General features: G+C 64.0%; 14 protein-coding genes. 7 read left to right on the plus strand and 7 right to left on the minus strand.

The features are described from left to right. Nucleotides 1–497 precede the first annotated feature (497 nt). The 5 genes from ACP2YP_RS05360 to ACP2YP_RS05380 form a co-directional block, all read right to left on the minus strand. A complete protein-coding gene (locus ACP2YP_RS05360; RefSeq protein WP_426422784.1) occupies nt 498–1,811 on the minus strand; it encodes an NAD(P)H-dependent oxidoreductase in 1,314 nt (437 codons plus the stop codon). A 162-nt stretch (nt 1,812–1,973) separates the two neighbouring features. Continuing rightward, nucleotides 1,974–2,774: a phytanoyl-CoA dioxygenase family protein gene (locus ACP2YP_RS05365; protein ID WP_426422786.1), complete on the minus strand. Its 801-nt coding sequence runs from the start codon at nt 2,772–2,774 to the stop codon at nt 1,974–1,976. 53 nt (nt 2,775–2,827) lie between these two features. Next, on the minus strand, nt 2,828–3,505 hold the full coding sequence (locus ACP2YP_RS05370; protein ID WP_426422788.1) for a GntR family transcriptional regulator: 678 nt from the start codon (nt 3,503–3,505) through the stop codon (nt 2,828–2,830). A gap of 177 nt (nt 3,506–3,682) precedes the next feature. Then, complete coding sequence (locus ACP2YP_RS05375) at nt 3,683–4,510, minus strand: alpha/beta fold hydrolase (RefSeq protein ID WP_426422790.1); 828 nt, start codon at nt 4,508–4,510, stop codon at nt 3,683–3,685. A gap of 2 nt (nt 4,511–4,512) precedes the next feature. Beyond that, on the minus strand, nt 4,513–5,325 hold the full coding sequence (locus ACP2YP_RS05380) for an alpha/beta fold hydrolase (protein ID WP_426422792.1): 813 nt from the start codon (nt 5,323–5,325) through the stop codon (nt 4,513–4,515). Nucleotides 5,326–5,463: 138 nt separating this feature from the next. Between ACP2YP_RS05380 and ACP2YP_RS05385 the strand changes: the two genes are divergently transcribed. After that, nucleotides 5,464–6,006 carry a methylated-DNA--[protein]-cysteine S-methyltransferase gene (locus ACP2YP_RS05385; RefSeq protein WP_426422795.1) on the plus strand — a complete coding sequence of 181 codons (543 nt, stop codon included), beginning with the start codon at nt 5,464–5,466 and terminating at the stop codon, nt 6,004–6,006. A 4-nt stretch (nt 6,007–6,010) separates the two neighbouring features. On the opposite strand, the gene ACP2YP_RS05390 is transcribed toward ACP2YP_RS05385, so the two are convergent. Further along, nucleotides 6,011–7,555, minus strand: coding sequence for an acyl-CoA synthetase (locus ACP2YP_RS05390; protein WP_426422797.1), 1,545 nt, complete (start codon nt 7,553–7,555; stop codon nt 6,011–6,013). Nucleotides 7,556–7,671: 116 nt separating this feature from the next. Then, nucleotides 7,672–8,844, minus strand: coding sequence for an acetyl-CoA C-acetyltransferase (locus ACP2YP_RS05395; RefSeq protein ID WP_426422799.1), 1,173 nt, complete (start codon nt 8,842–8,844; stop codon nt 7,672–7,674). 213 nt (nt 8,845–9,057) lie between these two features. Between ACP2YP_RS05395 and ACP2YP_RS05400 the strand changes: the two genes are divergently transcribed. From ACP2YP_RS05400 to ACP2YP_RS05425, 6 genes are all read left to right on the plus strand, one after another. Next, on the plus strand, nt 9,058–9,660 hold the full coding sequence (locus ACP2YP_RS05400) for a TetR family transcriptional regulator (RefSeq protein ID WP_426426048.1): 603 nt from the start codon (nt 9,058–9,060) through the stop codon (nt 9,658–9,660). Between the two features lie 55 nt (nt 9,661–9,715). Further along, the gene (locus ACP2YP_RS05405) at nt 9,716–10,474 is read left to right on the plus strand and encodes an SDR family NAD(P)-dependent oxidoreductase (protein WP_097657345.1); all 759 of its coding nucleotides are present in this window, start codon (nt 9,716–9,718) and stop codon (nt 10,472–10,474) included. A gap of 341 nt (nt 10,475–10,815) precedes the next feature. Continuing rightward, nucleotides 10,816–12,687, plus strand: a complete 1,872-nt coding sequence (locus tag ACP2YP_RS05410) for an AMP-binding protein (RefSeq protein WP_426422801.1) — start codon at nt 10,816–10,818, stop codon at nt 12,685–12,687. Nucleotides 12,688–12,715: 28 nt separating this feature from the next. Further along, the gene (locus ACP2YP_RS05415) at nt 12,716–13,843 is read left to right on the plus strand and encodes an acyl-CoA dehydrogenase family protein (RefSeq protein WP_426422802.1); all 1,128 of its coding nucleotides are present in this window, start codon (nt 12,716–12,718) and stop codon (nt 13,841–13,843) included. Between the two features lie 15 nt (nt 13,844–13,858). After that, the gene (locus ACP2YP_RS05420; protein WP_426422804.1) at nt 13,859–15,106 is read left to right on the plus strand and encodes an acyl-CoA dehydrogenase; all 1,248 of its coding nucleotides are present in this window, start codon (nt 13,859–13,861) and stop codon (nt 15,104–15,106) included. Between the two features lie 9 nt (nt 15,107–15,115). After that, nucleotides 15,116–16,360 (plus strand): acyl-CoA dehydrogenase, encoded by a 1,245-nt coding sequence (locus ACP2YP_RS05425; protein WP_426422806.1) that lies wholly within the window; start codon nt 15,116–15,118, stop codon nt 16,358–16,360. Nucleotides 16,361–16,455 lie beyond the last annotated feature (95 nt).

Here is a 16,455-nt window from a genome sequence, read left to right on the forward strand (position 1 = left end):
TAGCCCGGGCGCCGAAAGCAAAATGTGAAACTGTTCACTGTGGGTCCTGCAAATCTCGCAAAGGTTCATCGGATCGCGCACCAAATAAACGTCAACATGGCTGCATTTCTCGCGCGAGGCTTGCAGTTCAGCGAAGTCGCGGGGCGTTAGGACCATACCGCTGCCTCGCGTCCGCTTTCGCCCATCTCGGACGGAACGCTGAAGCCCGTGAAGCGTCAGATGGTGTGCTCAAGTTGGACGCCGCTTTCACAATATCGGCGTGGATCGCTCGGAGCCGGCTATCAATAAATGCGAAGCTGATGATCGAGGGGTTTCGCAAAGCGGGGTTGCCCGAGTAGCGCTCCAATGTCCACCAGGCGATCGAATAGCGGCGCGGCGCATGAGTCCGGAGTTGGCCCTGAGCTGACCTGAGGCAATGCCCAGTTTGAGTCCGCAAAGCGCGGGCGAGCGGACGTCGCTCAAGACGTGCTGATGAATCTTGATCATGAGTACACGGCTTAATCTTCCCTCGCGAACGCCGCCTCCATCGCCTTCCTTGTCTGGACCGTCTCGTTGTTGGCGTCGAACTCCACATCGCTCCAGCGCACGATCTTGCCATGGGCGACGTCGTGCTTCAGCTTGAGCCGATGGGCGAGGCCAATCGGCAAGGCGCCCGCCTTCAAGCTCGTGGCCGCCGGCACCAGCTTGCCCCACACGGTGTAGCCGCCTTCGCCGTCCAGCATCTCGCCGGCGTGCAAGTTGCGCTTGGCCATCGACGCGACGTCGCCGCGGAAGCCGTAAGGCTGGCCGGTCGGTTCGCCGCGCAGTGCGGCCGACAGCACCGAGATGTTCAGCTCGAGCCCGATCAGGTGATAGGGCTTGTACATCGCAGCAAATCGTCCGCTGGAATCGGTCTTCAGGCCGTATTGCTTGAAGCAATCCGCAGCGTAATCGTTCGGCGCCTCCAGCACGACATAGACGCCCCATCGCAAGTCACGAAACACCGGCCGGCCGTCGCGTTCGAGCGAGGACACGACTTCCACCACGCCGGATCGCTCCAGCACGCCGCCCTTGTCGCCGGGACGCATGATGTGCGGGAGATCATCGACGCCGCAGGGCGGAAACAGCAGGCCGCCCGCGGGCACGTCGAGCCCGCACGCATTCGCAATCGCGGCCATCTCGATCGCGGACTTGGTGCCGTCGAGGAAGGAGTTGAACATTTGCGGGTTCATGCCGGCCGACTGCGCTTCGCCCGCGGTGAGACCATAATGCTGCCAGACACCATCCGGCGTCACGTCGTGATAGGCCGGCAGATATTTTGTCCCTTTGCCGGCGGCGACGACGTGGAAACCCGTCGCGCGAGCCCAGTCCACCATTTCGGCGGTCAGCGCCGGCTGGTCGCCATAGGCGAGTGAGTAGACCACGCCTGCTTTCCGCGCCTCTTCGGCGAGCAGGGGACCGGCCAGCACGTCGGCCTCGACATTCACCATCACGATATGCTTGCCCGCCGCGATCGCGGCGCGCGCGTGGCGGATGCCGACGGCCGGATTGCCGGTCGCCTCTACCACGACATCCATGGCGCCGCCCGCGATGGCGCGCGCGCCGTCATCGGTGAACACGGTCGCGGCGACCCGCTCGGCGCTCCAGCCGACGGTGCGGCAGGCCTCGCGCGCGCGCTCGCGATCGATGTCGACGATGATGGGCACCTCAAGGCCCGGCGTGTGCGGCACCTGTGCCAGAAACATCGAGCCGAATTTGCCGGCGCCGATCAGCGCGACACGGACAGGCTTGCCGGCGGACGCGCGGGCCTGGAGGAGGCGGAAGAGGTTCATGTTGCTACCCGATCAAGTATCGTGTCCCGGACGCGGTGCAGCGCGTAGCGCTGCTCCGCAGAGCCGGGACCCAGAGAAAAAGACTATCCGAACAGCATGGGCCCCGGCTCTGCAGCGCATCGTCGAAGAGACGCTGCGCTGCGTCCGGGGCACGAGACCTGTTTACTCCGCCGCCTGCCGTGGCGCACGGGCGAGCCGCACCAGCGCATCGTCGTCCACCGTCTTGATCGGTGCGAAATCGCGGTGGGCGATGTACTCGGGCCGCGTCGGGGTGCGGATGTAGTTCGAGACCGCGTTCAGCGTCAGGTACACGATCTTGCGCGGGTAGGGCGTGATGTTGCCGCTCGAGCCGTGCACGAGGTTGCCGTGGAACATCAGCATGCCGCCGGGCTTGCCGGTCGGCGCGACGATGCCGCCCTGTTTGACGAGGCGCGTCACCGTGTCCTCGTCGAGCGTCCACAACGGATATGACGTGGTGGAGAGGTCATGCGAGGCTTGGAGATCGCCGGCGTTCTGGCTGCGCGGCACCAGCATCAAGGGACCGTTGATCGGCATCACCTCGTCGAGGAAGATCGCGATGTTCATCGCACGCGGCTCCGGCATGCCGTCGTCGCGCTTCCAGGTGCCGTAATCCTGGTGCCATTGCCAGACGTCGCCGGTGAAGGCCGATTTCGCGTTGATCTTGAACTGGTGCATGTAGACGGGCTCGCCGAACAGCTGCACCACGGGGTCGATCATGCGCGGATGTGCGCCGAGCACACCGAAGGCCTCGTTATAGAGATGTGCGGCAAAGGCCGTGCGTGGCGCGCCGCTCTTCTCGCGCCAGACCTCCGGCCGGGTGGCGTCGTAAATGCCGACGGCCTCGCGCGCGAGGAAATCGACCTCCTCCTGGCTGAACAGTTCAGGCAGGAACAGCCAGCCCTCGCGGTGGAAGAACTCCAATTGTGCCTCGGACAGTTTCATGGGTCGTCCTCCTTGGTTTGTTTTCTTTTTCTCGTCGTGGCCGGCGCGTGTCGCTACGCCGCCACCTCATCCGTCGCCCTCAATCTCTCCTCAGTCATCCGTCCGGCCGTCTGCGCATGCGCCAGCGCCGCGCGTTCGGCCGCATTCGCGTCGCCTGCGAGAATGTGCTTGGCAATGTCAGCATGCTCGGCCCAGGCGCTGCCGCGATAGTCGAGCTCCGACAGCACGGTCGCCATCGAGCGGCGCATATGCGGCCATTGCGGCGTGATCGTCTCCTCGATCACGGGATTGCCGGCGAGCTGGTAGATGGCGCGATGAAATTCGACGTCGAGCGCGATCAGCTCGGCGAGCGTCGTCTTGCGATCGATGCGGCGTCCGGCGGCGAGCGCCGCTTCGAGCCGCGTGCGTCCCGCCGCGTCGGTTGCGGCACGCGTCGCGGCAAGCCGGGCCGCGAGCGCATCGATCGCGCCGCGCACCTCGTAGAGCTGGCGGATGCGCGCTGGATCGAGCTGGGTGACTTCAAAGCCGCGCCGGCCGCTCTCGGCGACGAGCCCCTGCCGGTGCAACAGATGCAGTGCATGCGACACCGGCTGGCGCGACACGCCGAGCTTGTCGGCGAGCTCGTTCTGCCGGATGCGCTGGCCGGGTTGCAGCGTGCGATCGGAGATCGCCTCCAGGATCCGGTCATAGACCTGGTCGATCAGGTTCGGGAGCGGGTCGAGAGGGATCACGCCGGCAGCTCCGAAAAGGGAATACGGAATTCCGTATTCGAAACTACAGCTACGAGCTGGGGAGCGTCAAGCACTACCTAGATACCATTTTGACCATTGTGGTTCGAGCCGGCTAAGCTATTGATATTGCTAGGGCTGGCTACCGTGCATGGGGTTGTTTTCACGAAAGGTGCGTCGTCACGGGCGCTGCGACTCCTCCGTCAAGAACCTGCTCACGAGCTCGCCGAACTCAAGCGGCGCCTGCTCGAACATCCAGTGACCGGCATTCGCAATCACCGCCATCTGCGCGCCCGCGATGTGCGCGGCCAGCACGCGCCACATCACCGACAAGTTGCCGGTGGTGGCGCCGCCGCCGATCAGCAGCGTCGGCGTCCTGATCGCCTGCGCATCCGCGAGCGTGTAGGGCCTGCGCTGCTCGTTGATCTGGCCGAGGAAGGTCAGCGTGTTGTCGCGCAGTTGCTGTTTTGCAGCCGCCGGCACGCGCCGCCACGAGCCGTCGCCCTCGATGCCCTCGTAGAAGTTCTGCAGTGCGCCCTCGATGTCGCCAGCGCGGATCATCTCGACGCAGCGCATCGTCTTCGCCGCGAGCGGCGGATGCGGGGGCGTGCCTTCGGGCACCGGCAGGCTGGCATCGAGATCGCCGCCCGGTTCGGCCAGTACCAGCTTTCGCAACAGATCAGGCCGCGCCTGCGCGACACGAAACGCGATGTGCCCGCCGCGCGAATGGCCCATCAGGTCGACCGGGCCGGGCTTGACCTGCTCGATGAACGCGATCGTGTCAGCGACGTGCTGCGCCATCTTGTAATCGTCGCCGACGGCGTTCCAATGCTCGGGAAAGAAGTGCCGCAGGCTGACCGAGATCACCCGATGGTTCCTCGAAAGCGGGCCGAGCACCGAATACCAGGTGCGGAAATCCCCGAGCGTGCCGTGCACGCAGACCAGCGGATGGCCTCGTCCCACTTCGAGATAGGCCATGTCGTAACCGTTGACGTGTAGGCTTTGCATGATCAGCTCGCCAGAAAATCGAGAACCACTTCGGAGAATTTTTGCGGCGCCTGTTCGAACATCGGATGCGTCGCGTTCGGGATGGTCGCCGTCCTGGAGTAGGGCACGTGCGCGGCGAGCGCATGCAGCACATTTGGCAGCAGGCCCTTGGTCCGCGCGCCCAGGATGAACAGCGTCGGCATCTTGATCTGCTCCGCATCCGTCTTCGAGAACGGCGGGCGATTGTCGCGGACCTGGCCAATCAAGGTATAGGCATTGTCGCGCAAATTCTGCTTCACCGTCGCCGGCAGCCGCGGCCAGGTGCCGGGTCCTTCCAGCGTGTCGACGAAGGCGGCGAGGCCGCCATCGACATCGCCGGCTGCGATCTTCTCGGCCGAGAACCGCGCGAGCAGCGGCGAGGGGCCGCCGGCATACTCCGGATCGAGGCTCGCATCGAGCTCGCCGCCGGGCTCGGCGAGGATCAGCCGCCGGAGCAGATCGGAACGCTGCTGCGCCACGCGGAAGCAGATGTGGCCGCCGCGGGAATGTCCCATCAAATCGACCGGGCCGAGCTCGAGCTTCTCAATGAAGGCGATGACATCACTGACATGCTGGGCAATCGAATAGGTGTCGCCGACGCCGTCCCATTGTGCCGGGAAGAAGTGCCGCAGGCTGACAACGATCATCCGGTGCCGCTGCGACAGCGGCCCGAGCACGCAGCCCCAGACGCGGAAGTCCGAGAGCGATCCATGCACGCAGACCAGTGGAGGGCCGCCTCTGTCTTCGCCTACGTCGAGATAGGGCATGTCGTATCCGTTGACGTGGAGGCTTTGCATTCTGGGCTCGCGAGCAGGGGACGGAACTCCTGTGCAAGATTCCCGGAAACCGGGTGGATCGCAACTATTTCCAAGCCTAGATTTAGGCCGAGATCACGATGGGGGCATGCGACGAGGACGCAAGCCAGGAACCTAGCCATGACCGACCAGCATTTCGCCCTGTTCGACACCAGGATCGGCCTCTGCGCCATCGCCTGGGGCCCGCGCGGCATCAACGGCACGCAACTGCCCATGGGCGGCGAGGAAAAGATCCGCACCCGCATCAGCCAGCGCCATGCCGACGCCACCGAGGCCGAGCCGACCGCGGAGGTGCAGCAGGCGATCGACCGCATCGTCAAGCTGCTCGCGGGTGAGCCGGACGACCTCACTGACATCCCGCTCGATCTCGACGGCGTGCCCGACTTCAACCGTGGCGTCTACGAGATCGCCCGCGCCATCCCGCCCGGCAAGACCATGACTTATGGCGATATTGCCAAGCGCCTTGGCGGCGTCCAACTGTCGCGTGACGTCGGCCAGGCGCTCGGGCACAACCCGTGCCCGATCGTCGTGCCCTGCCACCGCGTGTTAGCTGCCGGCAACAAGCCCGGCGGCTTCTCGGCGAATGGCGGCGTGGTGACCAAGCTGAAGATGCTCGAGATCGAAGGCGCGCTGGTGAACCACACGCCGAGCCTGTTCGATTGATGCTTTAAATTTTTGCCGCCGTCTTCGGCCAATACCGGTCGCGCAGATGCCGCTTCACCAGCTTGCCGGTCGGCGTGCGCGGCAGCTCGGCCTCGAAATCGATCGAGCGCGGGCACTTGATCGCGGAAAGACGCGTCTTGCAGTAAGCGATCAAATCAGCCTCCAGCTCCTTGCTGGCGCGCGTCATGTCGTGCGGCTGCACAACCGCCTTCACCTCTTCGCCCATCTCCTCGTTCGGCACGCCGAACACCGCGACGTCGGCGATATCAGGGTGAGTGATGAGCACGTCCTCGGTCTCCTGCGGGTAGATGTTCACCCCGCCCGAGATGATCATGTAGGACTTGCGATCGGTGAGAAACAGGAAGCCGTCCCTGTCGAGATAGCCGACATCGCCGAGTGTCGACCATCCCTTGGCGTTATAGGCCTTCTTCGTTTTTTCAGGGTCGTTGTGATAGGTGAAGGCGGGCGCATCGGCGAAATAGACCGTGCCGATCTCACCCACCGGCTGCTCATCGTCGTTCTCGTCCAGAATCTTGATCTTGCCGACCACGGCGCGGCCGACGCTGCCGCGATGCTCCAGCCATTGTTGCGAATTGCAGACGGTGACGCCGTTGCCTTCCGAGCCCGCGTAGTACTCGATCAGGATCGGTCCCCACCACTCGATCATCTTTGCTTTGACGTCGACCGGACAGGGCGCGGCGGCGTGGATCGCGCCCTTCAGCGTCGAGACGTTGTACTTTGCGCGGACCTCGTCCGGCAGCTTGAGCATGCGCACGAACATGGTCGGCACGAGCTGGGATTGCGTGACCTCATACTTCTCGACGAGCTTCAAAAAGTCCTCGGCGTCAAAATGCTCCATGATGATGGAGGTGCCGCCGAGCACGATCGCCATCATGTTGAAGCGTAGCGGTGCCGCGTGATAGAGCGGCGCCGGCGAGAGATAGGTGCTTTCGGCGTTCATGCCGCACATGTCGGCGCAGAGCACGCGCAAAAACGCGCTCGGCATGTCGATGGCGTTGCCCTCGAAAGCCTTCTTGATGCCCTTCGGCCGGCCGGTGGTGCCTGACGAATACAGCATGTCGTAGCCGGCGATCTCGTCGGAAATCGGCGTGGTCGGCTGCGCCGCCGCTTCCTTGTCAAAGGAGCGGAAGCCGGGCAGCGGCTCGTCGACCATGTAGAAGACCGGCCCGCCCGGCGCACCCTTGACCAGGTCCTTGATCTGGTCGGCGCATTTCGGCGTCGTGATCACCACCTTGGCGCCGCAATCGCCGATGATGTAGTCGATCTCGTCCTGCTTCAGATAGCGGCTGATCGCGGTGTAATAGAGCCCGCTGCGTTGCGCCGCCCAGCAGATCTCCATGAACGCGAGCCGGTTTTCCATCAGCAGCGCGATGTGGTCGCCGGCCTTGAGCCCGAGCGAGCGGAAGAGCTGCGCGCCCTGGTTCGAGAGCGCGTCGAGCTCGCGATAGGTGATCGCCTTGCCGGTCCCGGCCATCTGGTAGGCAATCTTGTCGGGCGTGGCGCGGGCGTAGACGGACGGATGGGTCATGCCGTTTCCTTAAAACGCGAATGGCGAGCAGCGAGTGGCGAATAGGGAAGAAGGGCAACCCGCTCTTCACCTACTCGCCATTCGCTACTCGCCACTCACGACTCGCTTTTGCTTTCTTACAGTCGCTCCACGATCGTCACGTTGGCCATGCCGCCGCCTTCGCACATGGTTTGCAGGCCATAGCGCTTGCCGCGCTGGTGCAGGGCGTGGACCAGCGTCGTCATCAGCTTGGTGCCGGAGCCGCCGAGGGGATGGCCGAGCGCGATCGCGCCGCCATTGACGTTGAGCCTGCCAGGATCGGCGCCGGTGGTCTTCAGCCAGCCGGTCGGCACTGAGGCGAAGGCCTCGTTGACCTCGAACAGGTCGATGTCGTCGATCTTCATGCCGGCCTTCTCCAGCGCGCGCTTGGTGGCGTGCAGGGGAGCGTCGAGCATGATGACGGGATCGCCGCCGGTCATGGTCATGTGGTGGATGCGCGCGAGCGGCTTCACGCCAAGCTGCTTGAGGCCGCGCTCGTTGACGACCATCACGCCGGAGGCGCCGTCGCAGATCTGGCTGGCGCTCGCCGCGGTGAGCTTGCCGTTCTCGGCGATCAGCTTGACGCCTTTGATGCCTTCGAGCGTGGCGTCGAAGCGGATACCTTCGTCGATGTGATGGGTGTCCTTGGAGCTGTCGGCGCGGGTGATCTCGAGCGGCACGATCTCCTTCTTGAAGTGACCGGCCTGGGTGGCCGCAATCGCACGCTGATGGCTGTTGTAGGAATATTCGTCGAGGTCGTCCTTCGACAGGCCGTACTTCTCGGCCATCATCTCCGCGCCGGTGAACTGGCTGAACACGATGTTCGGATACTTCGCCTCGATGCCCGGGCTCTTATAGTGGCCAAAGCCATTCTTGGCGGCGAGCTGCGAGGACAGGCCCATCGGCACGCGCGTCATGGATTCCACGCCGGCCGCGATCACCACGTCCATCGTGCCGGACATCACGGCCTGCGCTGCAAAGTGCAGTGCCTGCTGCGATGAGCCGCACTGACGGTCGATCGAGGTGCCGGGCACGCTCTCCGGCAGCTTCGAGGCCATGATCGCGTTGCGCGCGACGTTGTTGGATTGCTCGCCGACCTGCATCACGCAGCCCATGATCACGTCCTCGACCAGCGCAGGATCGACCTTGGTGCGATCGACCAGCTCGTCCAGGACTTTTGCGGCGAGATCGGCCGGATGCCAGCCGGCGAGGCGGCCCCCCTTGCGCCCGCCCGCGGTACGCGCAGCGGCGACGATATAAGCCTCGGCCATTTCGGTCTCTCCCATGATTGTTCTTGATAGGGTTGGGTTGTCGGGGTGGATTTAAGGGGCGGGATATCGTTTAGTCAATCGTTCAATTAACTCTTGTGATGAGGCGCTGCTTCGGCTTATCTGCGCCCCGCCTCAACGGCCAAAACAGGGATCTCCGTGACTACCAGCGTACCGAACAGGCTCCCCAGCGGAAAGAATTCCACGGCAGAGAGATTGCTGGTGGCCGCGAGCGAGCTGATGATCGAACGCTCCTCGATCGAGATATCGCTCTCCGACATCGCCCAGAAGTCGGGCGCCAACGCCGCGCTGGTCAAATATCATTTCGGCAACAAGGACGGCCTGCTGCTGGCGCTGCTCGCGCGGGATGCTGCGACCGAAATGTCCAATCTCGAATATCTGCTGGCGCAGCAGATCACGTCGACGGCGAAGCTGAAGCTGCATATCGCCGGCATCATCCGCGCCTATCACCGGTTCCCCTACATGAACCGGCTGATCCATTATCTCCTGCACGAGAGCGTCGCGGGCTCTGCCGATGAAGTCTCAAAGTTCTTCGTCGCGCCGCTGCTCGACTTTCATCGCCGCCTGCTCACTGAGGGCGTCAGCCGCGGCGAATTCCGCCAAACCGATCCGGTGCTGTTCTACACCAGCCTGATCGGCGCCTGCGATCATTTGTTCTTCGGCCGGCACGCGATGTCTCGCGCGACCGGCGTCGGCCCGGTCACCGATGACGTCTGCCGGCAATATATCAAGCACATGGAAACGCTGATCTGCGGCGGCATCCTTACGCAAGCCGAGGAAGCTGCCGCGGCCGGATAATCCGGCCAATACTTTCAAGTCTAGAGAAGAAACGTCCAAGGAAAGGTAACCTATCATGGAGTTGAAAGACGTAGCCGTTCTCATCACCGGTGGTGGTTCGGGTCTCGGCGAAGCAACCGCACGCGCCATGGCCGCCAAGGGAGCCAAGATCGGCGTGATCGATCAGAACAAGGACAACGCCGAGAAGGTCGCCGCCGAGGTGAAGGGCGTCGCGCTCCATGCCGACGTCACCAGCGAGGAGCAGATCAAGGCCGCGATCGCCAAGGCGGAAGCCGCGCATGGCGTCGCCCGCGTGTTGATGAACTGCGCCGGCATCGGCGGCTCGCAGCGTATCGTCGGCCGCGACGGCGTCTATCCGCTGGAGAAGTTCGCGCGCATCATCAACGTCAATTTGATCGGCACGTTCAATTGCCTGCGTCTGTTCGCCGAGCGCCTCGTCACGATCGAGCCGGTGGGCGAAGAGCGCGGCGTCATCATCAACACGGCCTCGGTTGCCGCCTACGAAGGCCAGATCGGCCAGATCGCCTATTCGGCATCGAAGGGCGGCGTTGTCGGCCTGACCCTGCCGGCCGCGCGCGATCTCGCCAGCCAGAAAATCCGCGTCAACACCATCGCGCCCGGCCTGTTCTTCACGCCGCTGCTGATGGGTCTGAACGAGGAAGCGCGCAAGAGCTTAGGGGCCCAGGTACCGCATCCCTCGCGTCTCGGCGATGCCAAGGAATACGGCGCGCTCGCCGTGCACATCGTCGAGAACGCCATGCTCAACGGCGAGACCATCCGCCTCGACGGCGCCATCCGTATGGCCCCGCGGTAGGCGCCTCTTCCCTTTTCCCCTTGTGGGAGAAGGTGGCGCGCGTAGCGCGCCGGATGAGGGGTTCTCTCTGCGGAGACAGACCCCTCACCCAAGCGAGTACAGGGCGAACAGCGATCATGCCCTCTCCCACAAGGGGAGAGGGCGCAGCAATCGGCACCGCGATCTGCGGCGAGCAGGGGTGCCTAATGTCCCAACCGCTGCTGATCGAGCATGACAACTGTGCAGCCGCTCCGAGGAATTTTCGGAGGGCATCAGGGCCTTCCTTGAGAAGCGAAAGCCTGTCTATATCAAGCGCTGAACGACAAAGATCCGCCAAGGACAATAATTCCGGGAGACGCAAAATGAGTGGAAGCGCGGCGGCGGTGATGGCGAAGCCCGCCTTTCGCAAGGTCGAGTGGCTCGCGCGCGACATCGATGTCGAACGGCGCGCTGACGGCACGGTGGTGCTGAAGTCGCGCATTCCGCTACAGGCTTACGAAAAACATCTTCCGGCCTCGCTGGCGAAATGGGCAAAGGAAGCGCCGGAGCGCACCTGGCTCGCGCAGCGTGGTGGCCCGAACCGCGAATGGCGCAAGGTGTCGTATGGTGAAGCGAAGCGCACCGTCGATGCGCTGACGCAGGCGCTGCTCAATCTCAGGCTTGACGGACGCCCGGTGGCGATCCTCTCCGGCAATTCGATCGAGCACGCACTGATGACGCAAGCCGCGATGCAGGCGCGTTCGCCGGCTGCTCCCGTGTCGCCGGCCTACTCGCTGATGAGCCATGATCACGTCAAACTGAAATACCTGTTCGACCTGATCAAGCCGGCCATGGTGATGGTGCAGGATGGCCCGACCTTCGAGAAGGCGCTGAAAGCGCTCGATCTCACCGGCGTCACTGTCGTTCACGTCGTGCGGCCATGCGACGGCATCAAGAGCGTCAGCTTTGCCGAGCTCGCAGCCACGCCGGTGACGCCTGATGTCGACGCATCGATCACGAAGATCACGCCCGAGACCGTCGGCAAGCTGCTGTTCACGTCAGGCTCGACCGGCATGCCCAAGGCCGTCATCAACACGCAAGAGATGATGTGCGCCAATGCAGCGATGATGATGCAGGTGCGGCCGCGCACGCCGGGCGGTCCGCTCGCCACCGTGCTGGACTGGATGCCGTGGAATCACACCATGGGCGGCAATGCCGCATTCCACCCGGTGCTGGTGGATGGCGGCACGCTCTATATCGACGACGGCCGGCCGATGCCGGGGCAGCTTGAAGAGACCATCAAGAACCTGCGCGAGATCTCGCCGACCTATTACGCCAACGTGCCGGCCGGCTACGCCGCGCTTGCGGCGGCGATGGAGAAGGACGACGCGCTCTGCCGCTCGTTCTTCAAGAACCTGTCGATCATGGCCTATGGCGGGGCGCGGCTGCCTGATGATCTCTACGACCGCATGCAGGCTCTGGCCGTGAAGACCACCGGCGAGCGCATTGTGTTCTACACCGGTTGGGGCTCGACCGAGACCGCGCCGACCTCGACCGGCACCTATTGGGACACCGAGCGCGTCGGCCTGATCGGCCTGCCGTTCCCCGGCGTCGAATTGAAGATGGTGCCGTGCGGCTCGAAATATGAATTGCGCCTGCGCGGCGTCAACGTCACGCCCGGCTATTTCGGTCAGCCCGATCTCACCAGGAAGATGTTCGACGAGGAAGGCTTTTATTGCATCGGCGATGCCGGAATTTTGGTCGACGATGCCGATCCGGTGAAGGGCATCATCTTTGCCGGGCGCGTGGTCGAGGACTTCAAGCTGACCACCGGCACCTTTGTGCATGTCGGCTCGCTCCGCACCGATGCGATCGCCGCCGCAACACCTGTGGTGCATGACGCGCTGGTTGCTGGGCAAGATCAATGCTCGATCGGCCTGCTTGCCTGGCCTAATCTGCACGCCTGCCGCCAGCTCGTGGGCAATGCCGAGCTAAGCTTCGAGGATGCCGTAAGGCATCCTGAGGTGATCGCCTGCTTCAGGCGCGGGCTCGAAGCACACAACACGGAATGTCGAGGCGCCAGCAGCCGCGTGATCGCGCGCGCGATGCTGATGGCCGAGCCGCCCTCGATCGACGGCAACGAGCTCACCGACAAGGGCTACATCAACCAGCGCGCTGGCCTGGAACGCCGCGCTGCGCTGGTCGACCGGCTCTATGCGGATAAGCCTGACCAGGACGTCATCATTCTCAAATAGTCGACATCATTCAACACGGGTACGCGCCATGAACTTTGATTTCTCTGACGACCAGAAACAGCTGCGCGACCAGGCGCGCAAATTCCTCGCCGAAAAATGCTCGCCCAAGGCAGTGCGCGTCGTGCTTGACGGCAAGGCGCCCTACGACAAGGAGCTGTGGAAGGGCCTCGCCGAGATGGGCTTTCTCGGCGTTGCCATCCCCGAGGAGTTCGGTGGCGCCGGAGCCGGCCATCTCGAGCTCTGCGTGATTGCGGAGGAGATGGGCCGGGCGAATGCGCCGGTGCCGTTCTCTTCAACGGTGTATCTTGCCGCCGAAGCGCTGCTGACAGCCGGCAGCGACGCGCAGAAGAAGAAGTGGTTGCCGGCGATCGCCTCGGGCGAGGCGATCGGCACGCTCGCGTTGTTCGAGGGCAAGGGCAATCCGTCGCCGAAGAACGTCAAGCTGGCGGCTGCGAATGGCGTGCTCAATGGCGTCAAGAAGCCGGTGGCTGACGGTGCGATCGCTGACTTCGCGGTGGTCGCCGCACGCACGGGCTCTAGCGGTCGCGAGGGCGACATCTCGCTGTTCCTGGTCGATCTCAAGGCCGGCGGCGTGGAGGTCAAAAGCCTCACCAATCTCGATCCGACCCGTGGGCAGGCCGAGATCACTTTCAAGGACTGCAAGGCTGAGCCGCTCGGGGCCGCTGGCGACGGCTGGAGCATTTTGACCCAGGTGCTCGACCGCGCCGCGGTGCTTTGCGCCTTCGAGCAGGTCGGGGGTTCCGACCGCGCGCTGGAGATGGGCCGCGACTACGCGCTCGACCGTATCGCTTTCGGCCGCCAGATCGGCTCATTCCAGGCGGTCAAGCACATGCTGGCCGACATGTATGTCTCGGCGACGCTGGCACGCTCCAATAGCTTTTACGGCGCCTGGGCGCTTTCGACCAACGCGGCGGAGCTGCCGGAAGCCGCCGCGGCCGCGCGCATCAGCGCGACGCAGGCGTTCCAGCACTGCGCCAAGAACAACATCCAGGTTCACGGCGGCATGGGTTTCACCTGGGAGTTCGACTGCCACATGTACTACCGCCGCGCCAACGCCATGGCGCTCGGGCTCGGCAGCCTGTCCTATTGGGAAGACCAGCTGATCGACCGCATGCGCAAGAAGAACGCGGCGTAAGCGAAGGGCATCGTCATGAACTTCGATGACACCCCGCAAGAGGCCGAATTTCGCGCCACCGCGCGCGCCTGGATCGGTGCAAACGCGCCCAAGCAGTACGAGGAGGAGCTGCGCAAATCCTCGCTCGGCCGCACCCAGCTCAAGAATGCCAACATTCTTGAAGTGGCGAAGGCCTGGCAGAAGAAGAAGGCCGATGCCGGCTGGGCCTGCCTGCACTGGCCGAAGGAGTATGGTGGCCGCGGCTCGTCGCCGATCGAGCGCGTGATCTGGCAGCAGGAGGAGGGCGCGTTCGGCAAGCTCTCCCACATGTTCATCATCGGCCACGGCATGTGCGGACCGACCATGATGGCGTTCGCGCGCGAGGAGCATAAGCGCACCTACCTGCCGCCGCTCGCCTCCGGCGAGAAGGTCTGGTGCCAGCTGTTCTCCGAGCCCGCCGGCGGCTCGGACGTCGCGGGGCTCCGCACCCGCGCGGAAAAGGATGGCGACGATTGGGTGATCAATGGCCAGAAGATCTGGACGTCGGGTGCGCATTATTCCGATTACGGCATCTTGCTCACCCGCACCGATCCTGATGTGCCCAAGCACAAGGGCCTCACCATGTTCTTTTTGGACATGAAGAGTCCAGGTGTCGAGGTGCGGCCGATCAAGCAGGCGAGCGGCGCCTCAGACTTCAACGAGGTCTATTTCACCAATGTTCGCATTCCCGACCATCAGCGCCTCGGCGAGGTCGGCGACGGCTGGAACGTCTCGCTGACGACGCTGATGAACGAGCGCATGTCGATCGGCGCGGGCGTGTCGACCGGCTTCCCCGAGCTGTTCGAGTATTGCGCGGGCTTGATGCTCGACGACGGTCCTGCGATCGAGGATCGCGCGGTGCGCTCGAGGCTCGCGAACTGGGCGGTGAAGGCGAGTGGCCTGCGCTACACCAGCATGCGCGCGATCTCGGCGTTGTCGAAGGGCGAGCGACCGGGTCCGGAAAACTCGATCGGCAAGCTGGTAGCGGGCTCGATGATCCAGGACGTCGCGACCTACGCGCTGGACTTGCAGGGCGCAGCTGGCGTCGTCAGCGGGGCCGAGGATGCCGAGGTCGCCGGCCGTTTCCAGGCGATGCTGCTGCGTGCGCCGGGTACACGCGTGGAAGGCGGCACCGACGAGATCATGCGCAACATCATTGCCGAGCGGGTCTTGGGCCTGCCCGGCGATATCCGTGTCGACAAGGACGTGCCGTTCAACAAGATCCCGACGAAGGGAAGAGGTTAGAGGTCCGCCATGAATTTCGACGACACGCCGCAGGAAGCCGCATTTCGCGAGACCGCGCGCAAATGGGTCGCCGCCAATGCACCGAAAGAGTTCGAGCAGGAGCTGTCAAAGTCCTCGCTCGGCCGCATCAGGCTTGCGAAGCGCGACATGGTCGAGGTCGGCAAGGCCTGGCAGAAGAAAAAGGCGGAGGGTGGCTGGGCCTGCCTGCACTGGCCGAAGGAATATGGCGGCCGCGGCGCCACGCCGATCGAGCGCGTGATCTGGCAGCAGGAGGAGGGCGTCTACGGCAAGCTGACGCAGCCATTCCAGATCGGCGAGGGCATGTGCGGCCCGACCGTGATGGCCTGGGGCAGCGAAGATGCCAAGCGCCGTTATCTGCCGAAGCTCGCCTCGGGCGAGGAGATCTGGTGCCAGCTGTTCTCTGAGCCGTCGGCCGGCTCCGACGTTGCGGGCCTGCGCACGCGCGCGGAGAAGAAGGGCGACAATTGGATCGTCAACGGCCAGAAGATCTGGACCTCGGGCGCGCACTATTCCGACTTCGGTCTTCTGATCGCGCGCACCGATCCGAATGTGCCCAAGCACAAGGGCCTCACCATGTTCTTCCTGGACATGAAGAGCCCGGGCGTCGAGGTGCGGCCGATCAAGCAGGCCAATGGCATGCAGGAGTTCAACGAGGTCTATTTCACCGATGTCGTGATTCCCGATAGCCAGCGGCTCGGCGCGGTCGGCGAGGGCTGGAGCGTGTCGCTGACCACGCTGATGAACGAGCGTATGTCGATCGGCGCGCGGCTTGCGACCGGCGTCCCTGAATTGTTCGAGTTCTGCTCGAACCTGATGCTGGAGGACGGGCTCGCCATCGACGATCCCGCCGTGCGCTCCAAGCTTGCGAGCTGGGCCGTGAAGTCGAGCGGGTTGAAGTACACCAGTTACCGCGCGATCTCGGCGCTGTCGAAAGGCGAGCGGCCGGGACCGGAGAATTCGATCGGCAAGCTTGTGTCGGGCATGATGCTCCAGGACATCGCAACCTATGCGATGGACCTCCAGGGCGCAGCCGGCGTTCTCACAGGCAGCGACGAGGAGACGGTGCACGGCCAGTTCCAGCAGATGCTGCTGTCCTCGCCCTCGATGCGCATCGCCGGCGGCACCGACGAGATCTTGCGCAACATCATCGCCGAGCGGGTGCTGGGATTGCCCGGCGACATCCGGGTCGACAAGGACGTGCCGTATAACAAGATCCCGACCAAGGGGCGGTGATTTCCCTTGTCCCGGACGCGATGCGGCGCGTAGCGCTGCTTCGCAGAGCCGGGACCAGAATGCCACAATGGGCCCCGGCTCTGCGCCGCATCACT

Source organism: Bradyrhizobium genosp. A (assembly GCF_049949275.1).
Lineage (GTDB): Bacteria > Pseudomonadota > Alphaproteobacteria > Rhizobiales > Xanthobacteraceae > Bradyrhizobium.

Bases quoted from the DNA above. Each gene is read 5' to 3' on its own strand.
- ACP2YP_RS05360 (WP_426422784.1), bottom strand. From the start codon at position 1,811: ATGAACCTCTTCCGCCTCCTCCAGGCCCGCGCGTCCGCCGGCAAGCCT.
- ACP2YP_RS05365 (WP_426422786.1), bottom strand. From the start codon at position 2,774: ATGAAACTGTCCGAGGCACAATTGGAGTTCTTCCACCGCGAGGGCTGG.
- ACP2YP_RS05375 (WP_426422790.1), bottom strand. From the start codon at position 4,510: ATGCAAAGCCTACACGTCAACGGTTACGACATGGCCTATCTCGAAGTG.
- ACP2YP_RS05380 (WP_426422792.1), bottom strand. From the start codon at position 5,325: ATGCAAAGCCTCCACGTCAACGGATACGACATGCCCTATCTCGACGTA.
- ACP2YP_RS05385 (WP_426422795.1), top strand. From the start codon at position 5,464: ATGACCGACCAGCATTTCGCCCTGTTCGACACCAGGATCGGCCTCTGC.
- ACP2YP_RS05390 (WP_426422797.1), bottom strand. From the start codon at position 7,555: ATGACCCATCCGTCCGTCTACGCCCGCGCCACGCCCGACAAGATTGCC.
- ACP2YP_RS05395 (WP_426422799.1), bottom strand. From the start codon at position 8,844: ATGGCCGAGGCTTATATCGTCGCCGCTGCGCGTACCGCGGGCGGGCGC.
- ACP2YP_RS05405 (WP_097657345.1), top strand. From the start codon at position 9,716: ATGGAGTTGAAAGACGTAGCCGTTCTCATCACCGGTGGTGGTTCGGGT.
- ACP2YP_RS05410 (WP_426422801.1), top strand. From the start codon at position 10,816: ATGAGTGGAAGCGCGGCGGCGGTGATGGCGAAGCCCGCCTTTCGCAAG.
- ACP2YP_RS05415 (WP_426422802.1), top strand. From the start codon at position 12,716: ATGAACTTTGATTTCTCTGACGACCAGAAACAGCTGCGCGACCAGGCG.
- ACP2YP_RS05420 (WP_426422804.1), top strand. From the start codon at position 13,859: ATGAACTTCGATGACACCCCGCAAGAGGCCGAATTTCGCGCCACCGCG.
- ACP2YP_RS05425 (WP_426422806.1), top strand. From the start codon at position 15,116: ATGAATTTCGACGACACGCCGCAGGAAGCCGCATTTCGCGAGACCGCG.